The following is a 14,307-nucleotide window of genomic DNA, read 5'->3' on the forward strand; positions in this document are numbered from 1 at the left end:
AAGAGGATTGATTTACTTTGTGAACGGGAATAAAATGGTCCTGTGAACTTAAAAAATAGATCACTGTTAAATATGAAGGAACTGAAAGAAAAAAGGAGATGTTTTTATGGATTGGCAGCTAGTCCTGCAGTATGCCTGGATCGTCGTCGTACTCGTCGGTTTGGAAGGCTTGTTATCTGCAGACAACGCGCTCGTCTTGGCCGTCATGGTCAAACACTTGCCGCGTACAGAGCAGAAGAAGGCATTGTTCTACGGACTCTTAGGGGCGTTCGTCTTCCGATTTATCGCATTGTTCTTGATCTCGTTCTTGATCAACGTATGGCAAGTACAGGCACTCGGTGCACTTTACTTAATCGGGATGAGTGCGCGACACCTGTATATGACCTATAAGGCGAGGAAGATGGAGCCGCAGCAGGAGTTGGCGGCTGAAGCGAAAGAAGAGACGGCTGTCACAGAAAAGCCGGTATCGAAGAAAGAGTTTTGGCTCACTGTTGCGAAAGTTGAGTTTGCGGACATCGCTTTTGCGGTCGATTCGATTTTAGCAGCGGTCGCACTTGCGGTCAGCTTGCCACCACTCGGTCTTGGTGAAATCGGTGGGATTGATTCGGGTCAGTTCTTCGTCGTGTTGACAGGTGGACTCATCGGGGTCGTCTTGATGCGATTTGCGGCACGTATTTTCGTCAAGTTGCTTCATCAGCGTCCTACACTTGAAACGGCCGCCTTCATCATCGTCGGTTGGGTCGGGGTCAAATTGACGGTTCTCGTACTCGAGCACCCAGGGTTCAAAGAGTTGATTGCCGGTACGCCGTTCGAATTCATGGGACTCCCAGACGGATTCGTCCACTCGACAGCTTGGACCATCTTCTTCTGGTCGGTCATGGTCGGGATTGCGACATGGGGCTGGTTCTCATCGAAACCAACAGCAAAACAAGCATAATCTCCAAAAGCGTATCTTCTCACGGGAAGTACGCTTTTTTTGTTTTCATTTCTGTGATACGAGGGAATATATCAAATAGATACTATCTTTTAGATAGGGGGGATTGAATGCCTCGTGAAAATATGACACGATACGCTGTTTTAGGCTTATTGACGACGGAGTGTCGAACAGGATATGACATGAAACAGATGATTGATCGTAGCCTTAACCATTTTTGGAAAATTAGTTTCGGTCAAGTGTATCCGATGCTCCGGACGTTAGAAACAGAAGGGTTGATTCATCAGGTAGAAGACAATGAAAGGAAAGCATACGAGCTGACGTCAAGCGGTCACGACGAGTTAAGACAATGGATTGCAGAAGAGCCGGATACGTTACCAGTTCAACGGAATGAGCTCTTGCTAAAATTGTTCTTCGCTCGACATGAGACGACGGAGCAAACAATCAGCAAAATTACACATCATGAACGACTGCTACGGGAACGACTGGAGACGTATAAAGCCATCGAGACGATGATTCAAGCGAGCGACTCGCATTCACCTGACGCTGTTTATTGGCTGTTGACACTCGATTATGGAAAACGCCAAACGAATGCATTGATGGAATGGTGTGAAGCAGCTGTGATCACCCTCAAAGGAGGAGAAAATGATGGCGCGCAAAATGGCCGTCCCGAATGAAGAAGTGGTAGTGTTTGTCATTGGCTTACGAGTGAATCGTTTGCGATCGATTCGAAAATGGTGGCCGGTCTTCAATGCCATGCCGGCCATGCTGAAAGAACTGTATACACAAAAGGAACTTGGCTTTCTATCACATGACTTGACGATTGGCTGGCGCTCGGTCACGTTGATTCAATATTGGCGGTCAACAGATGAATTACTCGACTATGCCCACGGGAAAACGCATCTTGAAGCTTGGAAATCATTCAATCAAAAGGCAAGAGCGACGGATGTCGTTGGTATTTTCCACGAAACGTACGCGGTGAGTAATTATGAGACGATGTACGTCAATCTGCCAGACCGTGGTCTCGGTAAAGCGCTTGGTACTGTGGATGTAGGCAAAGGAAGAAATTCGGCAAAAGAGCGATTGGATGAACGGTCTTTACACAAGCAAAAGCAACGGACAGATGCATGACGCACCTGCCCGTTTTTATTATGCATTCACATTTTCTTTGTCGTAGATCGGCACCCAGCCCTCGGTCGTCACGAAAATACGAACGGCGACGACTTGGCGGTCTTCTTGCAACGTAAAGTAATGACGCGTGTTGACCGGCACCGAGATGAGGTCACCCGGATTGAGCTCGATATTAAAGTATCCGCGCTCTGCATCGTCAATCGCAAAGATGCCGTGACCACTGACGATGAAGCGAACCTCGTCGTCCGTATGGTGATGTTCTTTTTGGAAGTTGACGAGCAATTCGTCTAAGTTTGGCGTCGCATCAGACAAGGAAATAACGTCAGCCGTTTGATAACCACGTCGCGTCGATACGTCTTGAATTTCGTCTTGGAACGTCGATAAAATGACAGCTTTGTCTTCATCTGTCAGTTGATAGTTTTCTTGAAGGGAAGCTGGTAATTTCGCGATATCCCATGCTTCGTAAAGGATGCCTCGTGAGTCTAAAAAGTCACGTACCTCTTGTTGATCACTGACACGTTCTTCGGTTTGTTGAAAATAAATTGTTGCCATGTTGAATTCCTCCTTATGAATGGACGCCTAAGGCGCGTAATTTTAATGAGTAGCTAAATAAAAATTCATATGCTTCTAAATAACGTTTTGCTGCAGCGGGCGTCTCCCCCCAAACGGTAATCCCGTGGTTCCGGATGAGGACGGCACCGGCATCGCTTGTGACATGTGGGGCAAATGCACGGGCGAGTGTCGGGATATCCGCATGGTTCTCGATGATGGGGATTTGGACGCTTGCCGTTTCCTCCCAATAGCCGAGTGCCTTTATGATTTCTTGACCCGTGAACGTGACATGTCCGTTCGTCGCGTAAAGCTCTGAGATGACGTTGTTGTCGACCGTGTGCACGTGAAGGGAACAGGTTGCGTTCGTCTTGTTAAAGATTTCGACGTGTAGCAACGTCTCCGCGGACGGTTTGCCTGTTTGCTCTCCAATCAATTGACCGGTCGCATCGACGAGGACGAAGTCTTCATCCGTACGCTTCCGTTTATCACGACCACTTGCTGTCACGAGGAACGTCAACGGGTCGTCCGATACGCGAATCGCCAAGTTGCCACTCGTCCCAGGGAACCAGTCCCTTGCGGCAAGCTCGTCTTTAATGTCGGCAAGTTCAATCCATCGTTCTTTTACGGTCATACGTTCACTCCTTTCATGTGAGCTGAAATGTCATAGAATGTCTCGAACGGAACATAGTGGAGGCCTTCCGCCTCGCATAGCGAAATCAGTTGACCGCGCGCATACACGACGTCGGCACGTTTGGCGATTTCAAAATCGGTGACGGAGTCCCCGATGACAATCAACGTGTCGGTAGGTGCGACAATCTGTCGGGCAATCGTCGGTTTGCAACATCCGCAATCGTTCGAACAATGGGCATCACATGAATGAGGCCATGTAACGCGCGCTGTCGCTTCTGAAAAATCAACGTGATTGCAGTAGATGTGTTCCGGTGCGACATGACCTCCTAGAATCGGATGGACGAAAAAGTCCATGCCCCCACTGACGACATCAAACCGAAAGCCGTGCGACTGGGTCTCTTGCAAAAACTCGACAAACCCCGCTCGAAGCGTGATGGTCGACTGAAGAAACTCACGATACCGCTCTTGCTGGTTACTCGGGAGCAGGCTGAACATCTGACCGACGCCTTCTCGAATGGAGAGCGTTCGGTTCAAAACACCATCTTTGAGTTCGACCCATTCAGGTGGGGCGAAGCGTCGCATCAACGCGATGATGTTATCTTCTTCCGTGATGGTTCCGTCGAAATCACAGATGACGTGCGTACTCATCGCGCACCCCACGCATTCAGCGCAGTCGATAACGCATCGGTCTCGCTCGTTTTACCGATTGCCTGATCGATTGCTTGGCGGAATGCCCTCGCACCGGCAACCGCACCGTCGGGATGCCCATGAATCCCACCGCCTGCATTGATGACGACATCCGTTCCGAAGTCACGAATCAAATCCGGAACGAGTCTTGGGTGAATCCCGGCAGACGGGACCGTCAGAATCGGTTTCGTCCAATGGGATTCCGTCGCATACGTTTGAATCTGTTGTGTTTCGTCTTTCGGTGTCGAGAGTGAACCATATGGCGACGGGAAGAGCGTCAAGTCCGCCCCGGCGAGTCGAATCAGTTTCCCGAAAAGGAGGGAATGACGAATCGATCCGGTCAACGCTCCCGCGAAAGCGGGATGTGCCAAAATCGGGACGTGAATCTCAGGGTCTTTGGCGAGCTCTCGTAACGCATCGAGCCCGTACGTATACACATTGAACAACAGTGCGGTCGCGCCTGCCTCGATCAAACGTTTTGCCTGGTCGCGTAAGGTGAAAACGGGTCCGCTCAACGTGACGGCGTATAGAACGGAACGACCCGTCAGTTCTTGATGTTCTTGAATGATCGATGCCCCGACCCGTGCCCGTTCGATCGATGGGGTGAGCGGGTTGTCATATAAAATCTCATCGTCTTTCACGAGATCGATGCCACCTGCAAACTGGTCACGAAGTTGTGTCGCCAAAAAATCAAGGTCACGCCCGATGACGCCTTTGAAGATGCTCATGGCGAGCGGTCGGTCGTGTACTTGAAGGATGTTGCGGACACCTTCGACGCCGAATGCGGCACCCGGAAAGTCCGATGCGAGCTCATTCGGGAACGATAGGTCGACAAATTGGACGTTTGGGTCGAGCGACAGTTTTCCGAATGTCGTCGTCAGAATGGACGAGAAGTCCGGCGTCACATTATGTAGCGGGTAACGAATCGAGAAACGACTCGTCGTTTCCTGTTGGGAGGTATCGATGACCTCGCCACGGAACGCCTGTAGTTGATGCTGTTCGAGATGGTTCAATTCGGTCCATGTTCCGACGGTCAGCTCATGTGCGATTTTCTCAGCCACGCGTTCGACGTGATCGGTATGTTTGATTTCATAAGTTGCGATGATTCCCATAAGTTCCTCCTTTCAGGTCAAACAAAAAATGACCTCATGCCAAGGCAAGAGGTCATTCGAAAACAATGAACTCTTATCTCTCAGCGATAGCTGCAAGAATTAGCACCGTGCCATTTCTGGTCGGTTGCTGCGACATCATCGGGCTTGTCCCTCCGTCTGCTCTTGATAAGAATAGTTGTGAAGTTGTGAAATTTAATTGAATTTTTACATAGAATCGCTCACTCGTCAATTCCTTTTTTTGAGAAAAAAAGTTTTAAAATAATGTTTCTATATATGCGTGTCAAAAATAGGGAGTCGACCGAAAATAGAGGATTGACAACTAGCGTGCCTAGTCCGTAATATTCGTCTCAACACGTCAAACACAATTACATCATTTACTCTTATCGCGAGTTGGCAGAGGGAATTGGCCCTAAGACGCCGCAGCAACCGACCATTTGGCACGGTGCTACATCCACCAGACATATGTCTGAAAGATGAGAGGAACAACCAATTTGGGTGTGCCTCTTTCTCGCGGAGAAAGGGGCTTTTTTCATGCATAGATTCAAGAAAGGGGAAAATCATCATGGCTTATGAGGCGTTTACAGAACAAAGTGTCGTCGAACACGTTCGACAGTTGGGGTTACTAGAAGAGGGGATTGCAGAATGTGAGGAAATCGGAGATGGAAATTTAAATCTCGTCTTTCGCATTCGTCAAGGAGAAACGTCATTGATCGTGAAACAGGCGTTACCGTATGCAAAAGTCGTGGGAGAGAGCTGGCCACTCACGCTCGACCGTTCGTGGATTGAACAACTGGCACTCCGTGAGTTTTCAAGAGTCGTACCGCAATTCGTACCGGATGTAATCGGGAGCGATCGTGAACTTGCCTATACGATTTTGGAAGATTTGTCAGCGTTTGAAATCGTCCGGACGGGCTTCCTAAAAGGAGAGAGCTATCCGAATTTGGCGCGTCACGTCGGTACATTCCTCGGTGAAACGTTGTTTGCGACGTCTGACTATGCGAACGGACCGCTCGCCAAGAAACAAATCGAAAAAGAGTATTACAATCCAGAGCTATGCGACATCACGGAAAAGCTGATTTTCACCGACCCGTATCGTGATGCAGAATCGAATCAAATCGAAGCGACCCTTCGTCCGGACGTGGAACAACTGTGGTCAGACCTCGCCTTGAAAATTGAAGTGACGAAATTGAAGGTCGGCTTCGTGACAAAACATGAAGCGTTGCTACATGGAGATTTACATACAGGAAGCATTTTTGCGACGCGTCAAGAAACGAAAATCATCGATCCTGAGTTTGCGTTTTACGGCCCATTCGGTTTTGACATCGGTCAAATCATTGCCCATCTGGTGTTCTCGACATATGCGCATCCGTTGAAGCGGTTCGAACGCTTCACAGAAGTGCTCACTGTTTGGGAGACGTTCGAGAAAACGTTCCGTACACGCTTCACACAGGCGGTCGAACCGTTCAACACAGTAGGATTCGTGGACGAACTGTTGCCATCGATTTTGAGTGATGCGATCGGCTACGCAGGCTGCGAATTGATTCGACGGACGGTCGGTCTAGCGGGCGTTGCTGACTTAGAAACATTACCAGACAACCTTCGGATCGAACGGAAACGTCACGCCCTAGAACTTGGCACGCGTCTCATCAAACAGCGTCATCAGATTCAATCCATCGATCAGCTGATCCCGGTTCTATCGGAGGTGCGGGTATGAGTGTGCAAAGCATACATTTCGATGCCGACACGGAAGTGTTGACGATTTTAGATCAGACACAGTTGCCGCAAGAAGAGCGCTATGTCGAAGTTTTGACGCTCGAACAGGCCGAACAGGCAATCAAGTCGCTCCAAGTCCGAGGTGCGCCGGCCATCGCTTACTTCGGGGCGTTCGTCCTTGCGAAAGAGGCATCACGTCTCCAGGACAATTTATATTTTCACCGCCAATTGGACCAGGTCGGCCAACGGTTGATTGCGACAAGACCAACAGCGGTCAACTTACAACACGTCATCGAATCACTCCTTCGACTGAATGTGGGGGAAGACTTTGAGCAGATCGCAAAAGCCATCAAGGCGCGTGCGATTGAAATCTATGAACAAGACGTGGCCACGTATCGCACGATTGGTGAACATGCGTTGACCGTGTTACCTGCCGGGGGGAACGTGTTGACGATTTGTAACGCCGGTGCCATTGCGACGTCACGGTACGGTACCGCGCTCGCGCCGTTCTATGTCGGAAAAGAGCGGGGCATCCCGTTTCGTGTGTTCGCGTCGGAAACTCGTCCACTGCTTCAAGGGGCACGGTTGACGGTATGGGAGCTCGACCGGGCAGACATCGACGTCACATTGATCACGGATAATATGGCGGCATGGACGATTCAGACGAAACAAATCGATGCCATCATCGTCGGGGCGGATCGCATCACTCGTACCGGTCATACGGCCAACAAGATTGGGACACTCCAGCTCGCGATTTTGGCGAAGCATTACGGCATCCCGTTTTATGTGGCAGCCCCGCATTCGACGTTTGATTTGGAAGCAGACGACACGATTCAAATCGAAGAACGGGACGCGCATGAAGTGACACATATCGGGGGACACCCGACGGCACTTGTCGGCATCACCGTCTTCAATCCGGCGTTTGATGTGACCCCACCAGAACTCATCACCGGTCTGATCACAGAGACAGGTGTGCTCGAACCGACCGAGTCGGTCATTGTTGAACACGTAGGAGGAAACGCATATGTCTAAAAAAATCATCTTCTTCCTGTTGACCGTCATCCTAGCGCTTGCCGGATGCACGAACGAACAGGCGCAACCGAAGGAGACGCTTCCGAAAGACCTAGAGGTCGCCCTCGTCATGCAGATGTCGATTGGGACGTTCTCTTCGCAGTATATCGAAGGGGTGACCGAGCAAGTCGAAGCGTTCGGAGGCAACGTGAAAGTGTATAACGCCGATAATGATTTGTCGAAGATGGCGAGTTACGTTGATACGGCGACAACACAAGGGGTCGATGTGATCTTGATTGACCACGGACGTGCCGATGCCTTGAAAGAGCCTGTTCAACGGGCACTCGATAAGGGCATCAAAGTCGTCGCATTCGACAACGATTTAACGAATGAAGGGGTGACGGTCATCGACCAAGATGATTATTCCCTCGCTTGGCGCTCACTCAAAGCACTTGCTGAAGATTTGGACGGCGAAGGAAACATCGTCACGATTTGGGTCGGCGGATTCACCCCGATGGAACGTCGTCATACGATTTATGATGCGTTCTTGAAACGCTACCCGGGCATCCAAGAAGTTGCGAAGTTCGGTTCGGCGACGAATAACACGGCGCTCGATACGCAAAGTCAGATGGAGGCGATTTTGAAGAAGTATCCGGAAGGCGAAATCGATGCGGTGTTTGCGATGTGGGATGAGTTCGCAAAAGGGGCGAGCCGTGCCATCAAGCAGGCAGGACGTGACGAGATTGCCGTCTACGGGATTGACTTGAGTGACGAAGACTTACAACTCATGCAAGAAGAGGGGAGTCCGTGGGGCGTGACGGCCGCTACGGATCCTGCTGAAATTGGTCGCATCCAAGTCCGTTACGCTTATCAGAAAGTGGTCGGGGAAGAAACACCTTCGATTCACTCGGTCGACCCGTATTTAGTTGACCGTGATGTCTTGCCGGATGAGCCTGTCACGATGAACGACCTCGGACAGTACGTTAAGGGTTGGGGCGAGTCGAATGCGGCATGGTCGGACTGGATGAAGGAGACGGACTGATGATTCGCTTGGAACGAATCACGAAACAGTATGGTGACGTGACCGTACTCGATCAACTGTCGTTCAGCCTAAAACCGGGAGACATTCATGGACTCCTCGGTCTGAACGGGGCGGGTAAGAGTACGCTTATCAAACTGCTGAACGGAACGGTCGAACCGACGTCCGGCGAACTATCCATTGACGGGACGACTACGCGTCTCACACCGGCGGAAGCGATTCGTCAAGGCATCATCACCGTATCGCAAGAAGTGGATGATGCGCTCTATTTGGACTTGCCTGTATACGAAAATGTTCTCCCATGGCAGACGGTGAAGCGGATTCGCCCACAACTGTTGAAACAGCGGGCAAAAGACGTGCTATCCCGGGTCGATTTAGACATCGATCCAACGCGTCCGGCCGGTCACTACCCGCTCAGCGTAAAGCAACGTCTGCTCATCGCTCGGGCGCTTGAGAGTGATGCCAAGTATTTATTACTCGATGAACCGACCGCCGCCTTGTCGGAAACGGATACCGATGCCTTGCTTGAATTACTACAAACGCTGGCGGCAGAAGGAGTGGGGATTGTGCTGGTCACACACCGGTCAGACGAACTGACGCGCGTCACGTCAACATCTACGTTTCTTCGAGACGGACGCGTTGTATATGAGGGACCGTTTCAAACCCTTTCTACAGAAGCCGTTCAAACCTTTTTGAGTGGAACGACATTTGAAGGGACACAAGAGAAGGCAACCCCTGAAGAGGAGATTCGTTTGTCCGCGCAGGTGACTCTCCCTGCGTTCGGGACGAATCTCTCCGTTGAAGCGTACCGTGGGGAAGTGCTCGGGATTGGAGGATTGACGGGGAGCGGGAAGACGGAACTGGTGGAAGCCTTGTTCGGTCTTTCTGGGCTTCGTCAATCGATCACGGTTGACGGAACCACACACGTGATCAAAGAACCGATAGACGCCGTACGTTTAGGGTTTGCACTCGTTCCAGAGGAGAGACGACGTCACGGATTATTTCTAGACGAGACGATTGAGCGGAACGTGATTGCTGTCGCAGGAAAGACCGATGGTGTCTCTGACGTACTGGCATCGCTTCGTGTCCGCTATGCGAACGTGAAACAAACGGTCGGTGAGCTGAGTGGTGGAAATCAGCAGAAAGTCGTCTTTAGCAAATGGCTACTCGACGACCGAGACATCTATTTGCTCGATGAACCGACAAAAGGAATTGATATCGCAGCGAAACAAGACGTGTATGAACGCGTCGTCGCACTCGCGAAACAAGGGAAGACCGTGTTGTTCACCTCAAGTGAGCGACATGAGCTCGAACGGGTCGCCAATCGGATTCTTTGGCTCGACCGTGGACAATTTGTAGAGAAAGGAGGCGCATAACATGGCACAATTAGTGGTCAAAGAACGAAAACGAATCAGCGGTCAGATCGGTCAATACGGGACGTTACTCGCAATCCTTGGGCTGATTGCAGTCTTTACCGTGACGAACGATCAATTTCTGACGTATGCAAACTTTAGTGACATCATCAAATCGGTTTCAATCGTGTCGTTACTTGCCCTCGGTGTCACGTTTTCGCTCATCGTCGGAGGGTTTGATTTATCGGTCGGGTCGACGGCGAGTCTTGCGACAATCGGCGCAGCGGCAAGCCTAGTCCTTCATCGACAAGAGCTTCTCGTCGCGCTGCTGATTCCGCTCGCCCTAGGGATTCTCGTCGGATTATTGAATGCGCTCGTCACAATCAAATTTCGGTTACCGGATTTACTAGCGACACTCGCCATCATGTACGTCATTAACGGGATTCAGTTGACGTATACGAAAGGATTCTCGATTTATGACAACATGCCGATCGAAGGGGGAACGGCGCCAGGACGCTTCATTCCATCCTTTTTATTTATCGGTCAAGGAACAATCGGTCCGATTCCGTTCGTCGCCTTACTCATGCTGTTGTTCTTTATTGGGGCTCATCTGTTTTTGACGTATACACGGACAGGGCGTGAGTTTTATTACGTCGGGTCGAACGCAGAAGCGGCCCGCCGTTCCGGGATTGCCGTGAATCGCATCAAGTTGTACGCTTACGTGCTCAGCGGGTTGTTTGCAGCCATCGGTGGGATCATTCTTGCATCTCGGATTGGGACAGGACAGGTCTCGGCCGGAGCACCGCTATTGATGGACGCTGTCGCGGCTGCTTATATCGGCTACGCCGTCTTTGGGACGGGTCGTCCGAACGTGATCGGGACATTGATTGGAGCTATTTTAATCGGAATTCTCTTGAATGGACTGACGATGTGGGACGTGCCGTACTATGCGCAAGATATCGTCAAAGGGACGATTTTGATTGGAGCGCTCGGTCTTTCTTATATTCAAAAGAAACAGCGGACATAACAAAACCCCCGGACATCAGTTGTTCGGGGGTTCGCTTTGTTTACGCGTCATTGTGAGAAACGGATACACACCGCCGTTCGTCTCCTGCATGAACGTGTCTTGTGGGATGAAACCGAGCGACTCGTATAACCGGATGGCCCGTTTGTTGAACGTGGCGACGGCAAGACGCACTGTGCGAGTCCCATATGCCGCCTCGATCCAAGTAAGGATTGAAGTGAGGAATCGATGTCCGTTGCCGCTTCCTGTCAAATCAGGACGCATACCGAGACCGATGGAAACAGTTTCCGCTGATTCGAATTGCATCGTGACAAAGCCAATCAGCTCATTCGCTTCAAGGATGGCGAACGTCGTGTCTCCCCGTTCATCCGCATCTAAAAATAAGGCGAGATCTTCCTCATCGGCGTCCATATTATAAAACGCATAGTCGCCTTCATAGCGCCACTTGAAAGCGATTAGTTCGGCTTGCTCTTGGGTGAGTGGATGAAACATATAGCTCATAAAAATTCCTCGTCTCTAATGGAAGTGGTCATGCTACACTCAAATCGTATCATGAAAACAAGGGGAGGGAATGTGATGGCAGTCAAGTTGGACATGGTCGGGATCGTCGTAACGGATATGAAGCGGTCGCGCGAGCGCTTGGGTTTGAGATTCCAGAAGCGATGAACGGGGAAGCGCATGTAGAGATTGACGAAGGAGGCGTGCGTCTCGCGTTCGATACGGTAGAAGTGGCCGAATCAGTATACGGGGAATGGAAACAGGCAGACGGGCATCGGATCGAGCTTGCCTTCTTATGTGAGAGCCGTGAGGCGCTCGACCGATTATATAACACGGTACTTGAACAAGGCTATGCGTCACATAAAGCCCCATGGGATGCGTTTTGGGGACAACGTTACGCGATCCTGTACGATGCGGACGGGAATCTAATTAGTTTGTTCGCTTCATAAAAATAATCCCGGGCCATGTGGCTCGGGATTATTTGTTGTCGTGGCACTCTCCCCATGAACAAAGGGCATTCATGGCGGGCTGCAGGCCGAGGGCATCTTCAGTCAATGAATACTCGACGTGGAGGTGTTTTTCGGTCGAATAGTCGACACGGCGAACCATACCGAGTTGCTCGAGTTCACGCAATTGGTCGGTCAACACTTTTCGGCTGACGTCAGGAATCGCCCGTTGAATATCAGAAAAACGAAGCGGTCCATCTTGAAGCGTGCAATACACTTGAGGACGCCATTTGCCGCCGATAATCTCGAGTGCGCGGTTGACGGGGAACGATGTGGTCATGTTCAAAGAGCCTCACTTTCGGGTAGTTACTTCAATGTGCGTACTTTTTTTCTTGCTTCAATGACAGTATCTTATCGTTATCCGCTAAATTGAGCAAACAAAAAGGAGTAGATGAAACATGACGTATCCAAGAACCTTTTCACACATCGGTCTTTCTGTGCCGAGCGTAACCGAGGCCGTAAAATTTTATGAGGACGTGATGGGGTGGTATACCATCATGACACCATCAGATGTCGTCGAAGATGATTCGCCAATCGGCGTGATGTGTACAGACGTCTTCGGACCAGGCTGGGTTAAATTCCGAATCGCCCATATGTCAACAGGAGACGGAATTGGAATCGAGTTATTCGAGTTCCCGAATAACGAGACACCAGAAGACAACTTCGAGTTTTGGAAGACAGGGATCTTCCACTACTGTGTACAAGACCCTGACATCGAAGGACTTGTCGAGAAGATTGTCGCACATGGCGGCAAACAGCGGATGCCGATTCGTGAATACTACCCAGGCGAGAAACCATATCGTATGGTGTACTGCGAAGACCCATTCGGTAATCTCGTTGAAATTTATTCACATTCATACGAACTCACATATTCGGAAGGAGCTTACTAAACATGAAAGCATGGCTACTCGACCAACCCGGTCTAGATCATCTGCATATTGGAGAAATCGACCGACCGACACCAGGAACGGGAGAACTGTTGATTCGTGTCGAAGCGGTCGCCTTGAACCCGGTTGACTATAAAGTCGGTTCAAACGGAAACCCGAACTGGGCATATCCACACATTCTCGGTGTCGATCTCGTCGGAGAAGTCGTCCAGGTCGGTTCAAGTATCGCCAACATCATTACGGGTTCACGTGTAGCCGTGCATACGGATCTTTCGAAATATGGAGGGTTCGCCGAGTACACGGTCGTTGATGCTCGGGCGTGTGCGGTCGTTCCACAAGGTGTAAGTGATGAGGCGGCGGCTTCGATTCTGTGTGCCGGAATGACAGCTTATGAAGCGGTCATGCAGAAGCTGAACACGCGGGATAAGGAGACGATTCTCGTACACGCTGGAGCGGGCGGTGTCGGTGGCTTTGCGATTCAGCTCGCAAAACGCCTCGGGTTAAAAGTGTTCACGACAGCATCTCCGGAGAATTTTGAGTGGGTAGAATCACTCGGGGCAGACGTGGCGATTGATTATAACGTCGAGGACGTGACGGCACGAATCATGGAAGAGACGGATGGACGTGGTGTCGACTTGATTTTGAACACGGTCGGTCGCGACGTCGCGACGGCCGATCTCGATCGTCTCGCGTTCAGCGGACACCTCGCCTATATCGCCGGTCCACCAGATATGACGAACATGAAAGGCTTCACGTTATCCCCGTCGATTCATGAAGTGGCACTCGGGGCAGCACATGCGAGCGAGGACGAGCATGCGATTCGTAACTTGGCGTATATGGCCGAAGAGTTGATGAATTTGCTCGATGCAGGTGAACTGAACGATCTTGTCACAGAAGTGTTATCGTTCGACCAGTTGAAAGAAGGTCTTGAAAAACTACAAACGCGGAAAGTACGCGGTAAACTCATCGTCCGCATTCGCGACTGAGTAGAGAACTCCCTGTTATACTGACAGGGAGTTTATTTGTCGAGGAGGGGAAAGAATGGAGCGATTAGCAGACACGTATCGACAGACAGATGTTCAGTTGAGCGGTCACGGCAAACGGGAAGTCGGGGTGTTGAAACGGGCGTTTGAGCAGGTGCGTGACGATGAGCCGAGTGACCAGTATGGACAGGGGAAAACGATTCGACAGTTTGAAGAGAAGATGGCACACGTTCTTGGGAAAGAGTCGG

At 50.6% G+C, this 14,307-nt stretch carries 17 protein-coding genes, 1 pseudogene and 2 riboswitches; of the genes and pseudogenes, 12 read left to right on the forward strand and 6 right to left on the reverse strand.

Features of this window, described 5'->3' with window-relative positions:
* Positions 1-106 precede the first annotated feature (106 nt).
* The 3 genes from ON063_RS08910 to ON063_RS08920 all read left to right on the forward strand — a co-directional run bounded on the left by ON063_RS08910 (position 107) and on the right by ON063_RS08920 (position 2,065).
* A complete protein-coding gene (locus ON063_RS08910) occupies positions 107-937 on the forward strand; it encodes a TerC family protein (protein ID WP_214784949.1) in 831 nt (276 codons plus the stop codon).
* Between the two features lie 107 nt (positions 938-1,044).
* Positions 1,045-1,611 carry a PadR family transcriptional regulator gene (locus tag ON063_RS08915; RefSeq protein WP_274664896.1) on the forward strand — a complete coding sequence of 189 codons (567 nt, stop codon included), beginning with the start codon at positions 1,045-1,047 and terminating at the stop codon, positions 1,609-1,611.
* Complete coding sequence (locus tag ON063_RS08920; protein ID WP_446719129.1) at positions 1,583-2,065, forward strand: DUF4188 domain-containing protein; 483 nt, start codon at positions 1,583-1,585, stop codon at positions 2,063-2,065. The genes ON063_RS08915 and ON063_RS08920 overlap by 29 nt, the downstream gene beginning before the upstream one ends.
* Positions 2,066-2,083: 18 nt before the next feature.
* Here the strand turns inward: ON063_RS08920 and ON063_RS08925 are convergent, their stop codons facing one another.
* The 4 genes from ON063_RS08925 to ON063_RS08940 are packed head-to-tail and all read right to left on the reverse strand — an operon-like array spanning position 2,084 to position 5,046.
* Positions 2,084-2,617, reverse strand: coding sequence for a cupin domain-containing protein (locus ON063_RS08925; RefSeq protein WP_214744752.1), 534 nt, complete (start codon positions 2,615-2,617; stop codon positions 2,084-2,086).
* 13 nt (positions 2,618-2,630) lie between these two features.
* Positions 2,631-3,248 carry a methylthioribulose 1-phosphate dehydratase gene (locus ON063_RS08930; protein WP_274664898.1) on the reverse strand — a complete coding sequence of 206 codons (618 nt, stop codon included), beginning with the start codon at positions 3,246-3,248 and terminating at the stop codon, positions 2,631-2,633.
* Positions 3,245-3,895, reverse strand: a complete 651-nt coding sequence (locus ON063_RS08935; protein WP_274664899.1) for a 2-hydroxy-3-keto-5-methylthiopentenyl-1-phosphate phosphatase — start codon at positions 3,893-3,895, stop codon at positions 3,245-3,247. Before ON063_RS08935 ends, ON063_RS08930 begins: the two co-directional genes overlap by 4 nt.
* On the reverse strand, positions 3,892-5,046 hold the full coding sequence (locus ON063_RS08940) for a 2,3-diketo-5-methylthiopentyl-1-phosphate enolase (protein WP_274664900.1): 1,155 nt from the start codon (positions 5,044-5,046) through the stop codon (positions 3,892-3,894). The genes ON063_RS08935 and ON063_RS08940 overlap by 4 nt, the downstream gene beginning before the upstream one ends.
* A 70-nt stretch (positions 5,047-5,116) precedes the next feature.
* Positions 5,117-5,218: riboswitch (SAM riboswitch) on the reverse strand.
* Between the two features lie 205 nt (positions 5,219-5,423).
* Positions 5,424-5,526, forward strand: a riboswitch (SAM riboswitch).
* An 82-nt stretch (positions 5,527-5,608) separates the two neighbouring features.
* On the opposite strand from ON063_RS08940, the gene mtnK reads away from it, so the two are divergent.
* Genes mtnK through ON063_RS08965 form a run of 5 tightly spaced genes read left to right on the forward strand, consistent with a single transcriptional unit; the run spans position 5,609 to position 11,188 of the window.
* On the forward strand, positions 5,609-6,760 hold the full coding sequence (gene mtnK, locus ON063_RS08945; protein ID WP_274664901.1) for an S-methyl-5-thioribose kinase: 1,152 nt from the start codon (positions 5,609-5,611) through the stop codon (positions 6,758-6,760).
* Positions 6,757-7,791: an S-methyl-5-thioribose-1-phosphate isomerase gene (gene mtnA, locus ON063_RS08950; RefSeq protein ID WP_274664902.1), complete on the forward strand. Its 1,035-nt coding sequence runs from the start codon at positions 6,757-6,759 to the stop codon at positions 7,789-7,791. The genes mtnK and mtnA overlap by 4 nt, the downstream gene beginning before the upstream one ends.
* Positions 7,784-8,812, forward strand: a complete 1,029-nt coding sequence (locus tag ON063_RS08955) for a sugar ABC transporter substrate-binding protein (RefSeq protein ID WP_274664903.1) — start codon at positions 7,784-7,786, stop codon at positions 8,810-8,812. The genes mtnA and ON063_RS08955 overlap by 8 nt, the downstream gene beginning before the upstream one ends.
* The gene (locus tag ON063_RS08960; RefSeq protein ID WP_274664904.1) at positions 8,812-10,185 is read left to right on the forward strand and encodes a sugar ABC transporter ATP-binding protein; all 1,374 of its coding nucleotides are present in this window, start codon (positions 8,812-8,814) and stop codon (positions 10,183-10,185) included. The genes ON063_RS08955 and ON063_RS08960 overlap by 1 nt, the downstream gene beginning before the upstream one ends.
* A 1-nt stretch (position 10,186) precedes the next feature.
* Entirely contained in the window at positions 10,187-11,188 is a 1,002-nt protein-coding gene (locus ON063_RS08965) for an ABC transporter permease (protein WP_271305647.1), read from the forward strand.
* A gap of 15 nt (positions 11,189-11,203) precedes the next feature.
* Here the strand turns inward: ON063_RS08965 and ON063_RS08970 are convergent, their stop codons facing one another.
* A complete protein-coding gene (locus ON063_RS08970; protein WP_274664905.1) occupies positions 11,204-11,686 on the reverse strand; it encodes a GNAT family N-acetyltransferase in 483 nt (160 codons plus the stop codon).
* Positions 11,687-11,847: 161 nt separating this feature from the next.
* On the opposite strand from ON063_RS08970, the gene ON063_RS08975 reads away from it, so the two are divergent.
* Entirely contained in the window at positions 11,848-12,132 is a 285-nt protein-coding gene (locus ON063_RS08975) for a VOC family protein (protein ID WP_274664906.1), read from the forward strand.
* A gap of 28 nt (positions 12,133-12,160) precedes the next feature.
* On the opposite strand, the gene ON063_RS08980 is transcribed toward ON063_RS08975, so the two are convergent.
* Complete coding sequence (locus ON063_RS08980; protein WP_031422089.1) at positions 12,161-12,469, reverse strand: winged helix-turn-helix transcriptional regulator; 309 nt, start codon at positions 12,467-12,469, stop codon at positions 12,161-12,163.
* A 118-nt stretch (positions 12,470-12,587) separates the two neighbouring features.
* Here ON063_RS08980 and ON063_RS08985 point away from each other — a divergent pair, with 118 nt between their 5' ends.
* The 3 genes and pseudogenes from ON063_RS08985 to ON063_RS08995 form a co-directional block, all read left to right on the forward strand.
* Positions 12,588-13,079: a lactoylglutathione lyase family protein gene (locus ON063_RS08985; RefSeq protein ID WP_274664907.1), complete on the forward strand. Its 492-nt coding sequence runs from the start codon at positions 12,588-12,590 to the stop codon at positions 13,077-13,079.
* A 2-nt stretch (positions 13,080-13,081) separates the two neighbouring features.
* The gene (locus ON063_RS08990; RefSeq protein WP_274664908.1) at positions 13,082-14,062 is read left to right on the forward strand and encodes a zinc-binding dehydrogenase; all 981 of its coding nucleotides are present in this window, start codon (positions 13,082-13,084) and stop codon (positions 14,060-14,062) included.
* Between the two features lie 55 nt (positions 14,063-14,117).
* A pseudogene (locus ON063_RS08995) lies at positions 14,118-14,307 on the forward strand (low specificity L-threonine aldolase); the annotation flags it as partial.

The sequence above is a fragment of the Exiguobacterium sp. B2(2022) genome, from assembly GCF_028823655.1.
Lineage (GTDB): Bacteria > Bacillota > Bacilli > Exiguobacteriales > Exiguobacteriaceae > Exiguobacterium > Exiguobacterium aestuarii_A.

Bases quoted from the DNA above. Each gene is read 5' to 3' on its own strand.
- ON063_RS08975 (WP_274664906.1), top strand. From the start codon at position 11,848: ATGAACGGGGAAGCGCATGTAGAGATTGACGAAGGAGGCGTGCGTCTC.
- ON063_RS08980 (WP_031422089.1), bottom strand. From the start codon at position 12,469: ATGACCACATCGTTCCCCGTCAACCGCGCACTCGAGATTATCGGCGGC.
- ON063_RS08910 (WP_214784949.1), top strand. From the start codon at position 107: ATGGATTGGCAGCTAGTCCTGCAGTATGCCTGGATCGTCGTCGTACTC.
- ON063_RS08955 (WP_274664903.1), top strand. From the start codon at position 7,784: ATGTCTAAAAAAATCATCTTCTTCCTGTTGACCGTCATCCTAGCGCTT.
- mtnA (WP_274664902.1), top strand. From the start codon at position 6,757: ATGAGTGTGCAAAGCATACATTTCGATGCCGACACGGAAGTGTTGACG.
- ON063_RS08970 (WP_274664905.1), bottom strand. From the start codon at position 11,686: ATGAGCTATATGTTTCATCCACTCACCCAAGAGCAAGCCGAACTAATC.
- ON063_RS08925 (WP_214744752.1), bottom strand. From the start codon at position 2,617: ATGGCAACAATTTATTTTCAACAAACCGAAGAACGTGTCAGTGATCAA.
- ON063_RS08920 (WP_446719129.1), top strand. From the start codon at position 1,583: ATGGCGCGCAAAATGGCCGTCCCGAATGAAGAAGTGGTAGTGTTTGTC.
- ON063_RS08965 (WP_271305647.1), top strand. From the start codon at position 10,187: ATGGCACAATTAGTGGTCAAAGAACGAAAACGAATCAGCGGTCAGATC.
- ON063_RS08915 (WP_274664896.1), top strand. From the start codon at position 1,045: ATGCCTCGTGAAAATATGACACGATACGCTGTTTTAGGCTTATTGACG.
- ON063_RS08935 (WP_274664899.1), bottom strand. From the start codon at position 3,895: ATGAGTACGCACGTCATCTGTGATTTCGACGGAACCATCACGGAAGAA.
- mtnK (WP_274664901.1), top strand. From the start codon at position 5,609: ATGGCTTATGAGGCGTTTACAGAACAAAGTGTCGTCGAACACGTTCGA.
- ON063_RS08960 (WP_274664904.1), top strand. From the start codon at position 8,812: ATGATTCGCTTGGAACGAATCACGAAACAGTATGGTGACGTGACCGTA.
- ON063_RS08985 (WP_274664907.1), top strand. From the start codon at position 12,588: ATGACGTATCCAAGAACCTTTTCACACATCGGTCTTTCTGTGCCGAGC.
- ON063_RS08940 (WP_274664900.1), bottom strand. From the start codon at position 5,046: ATGGGAATCATCGCAACTTATGAAATCAAACATACCGATCACGTCGAA.
- ON063_RS08930 (WP_274664898.1), bottom strand. From the start codon at position 3,248: ATGACCGTAAAAGAACGATGGATTGAACTTGCCGACATTAAAGACGAG.
- ON063_RS08990 (WP_274664908.1), top strand. From the start codon at position 13,082: ATGAAAGCATGGCTACTCGACCAACCCGGTCTAGATCATCTGCATATT.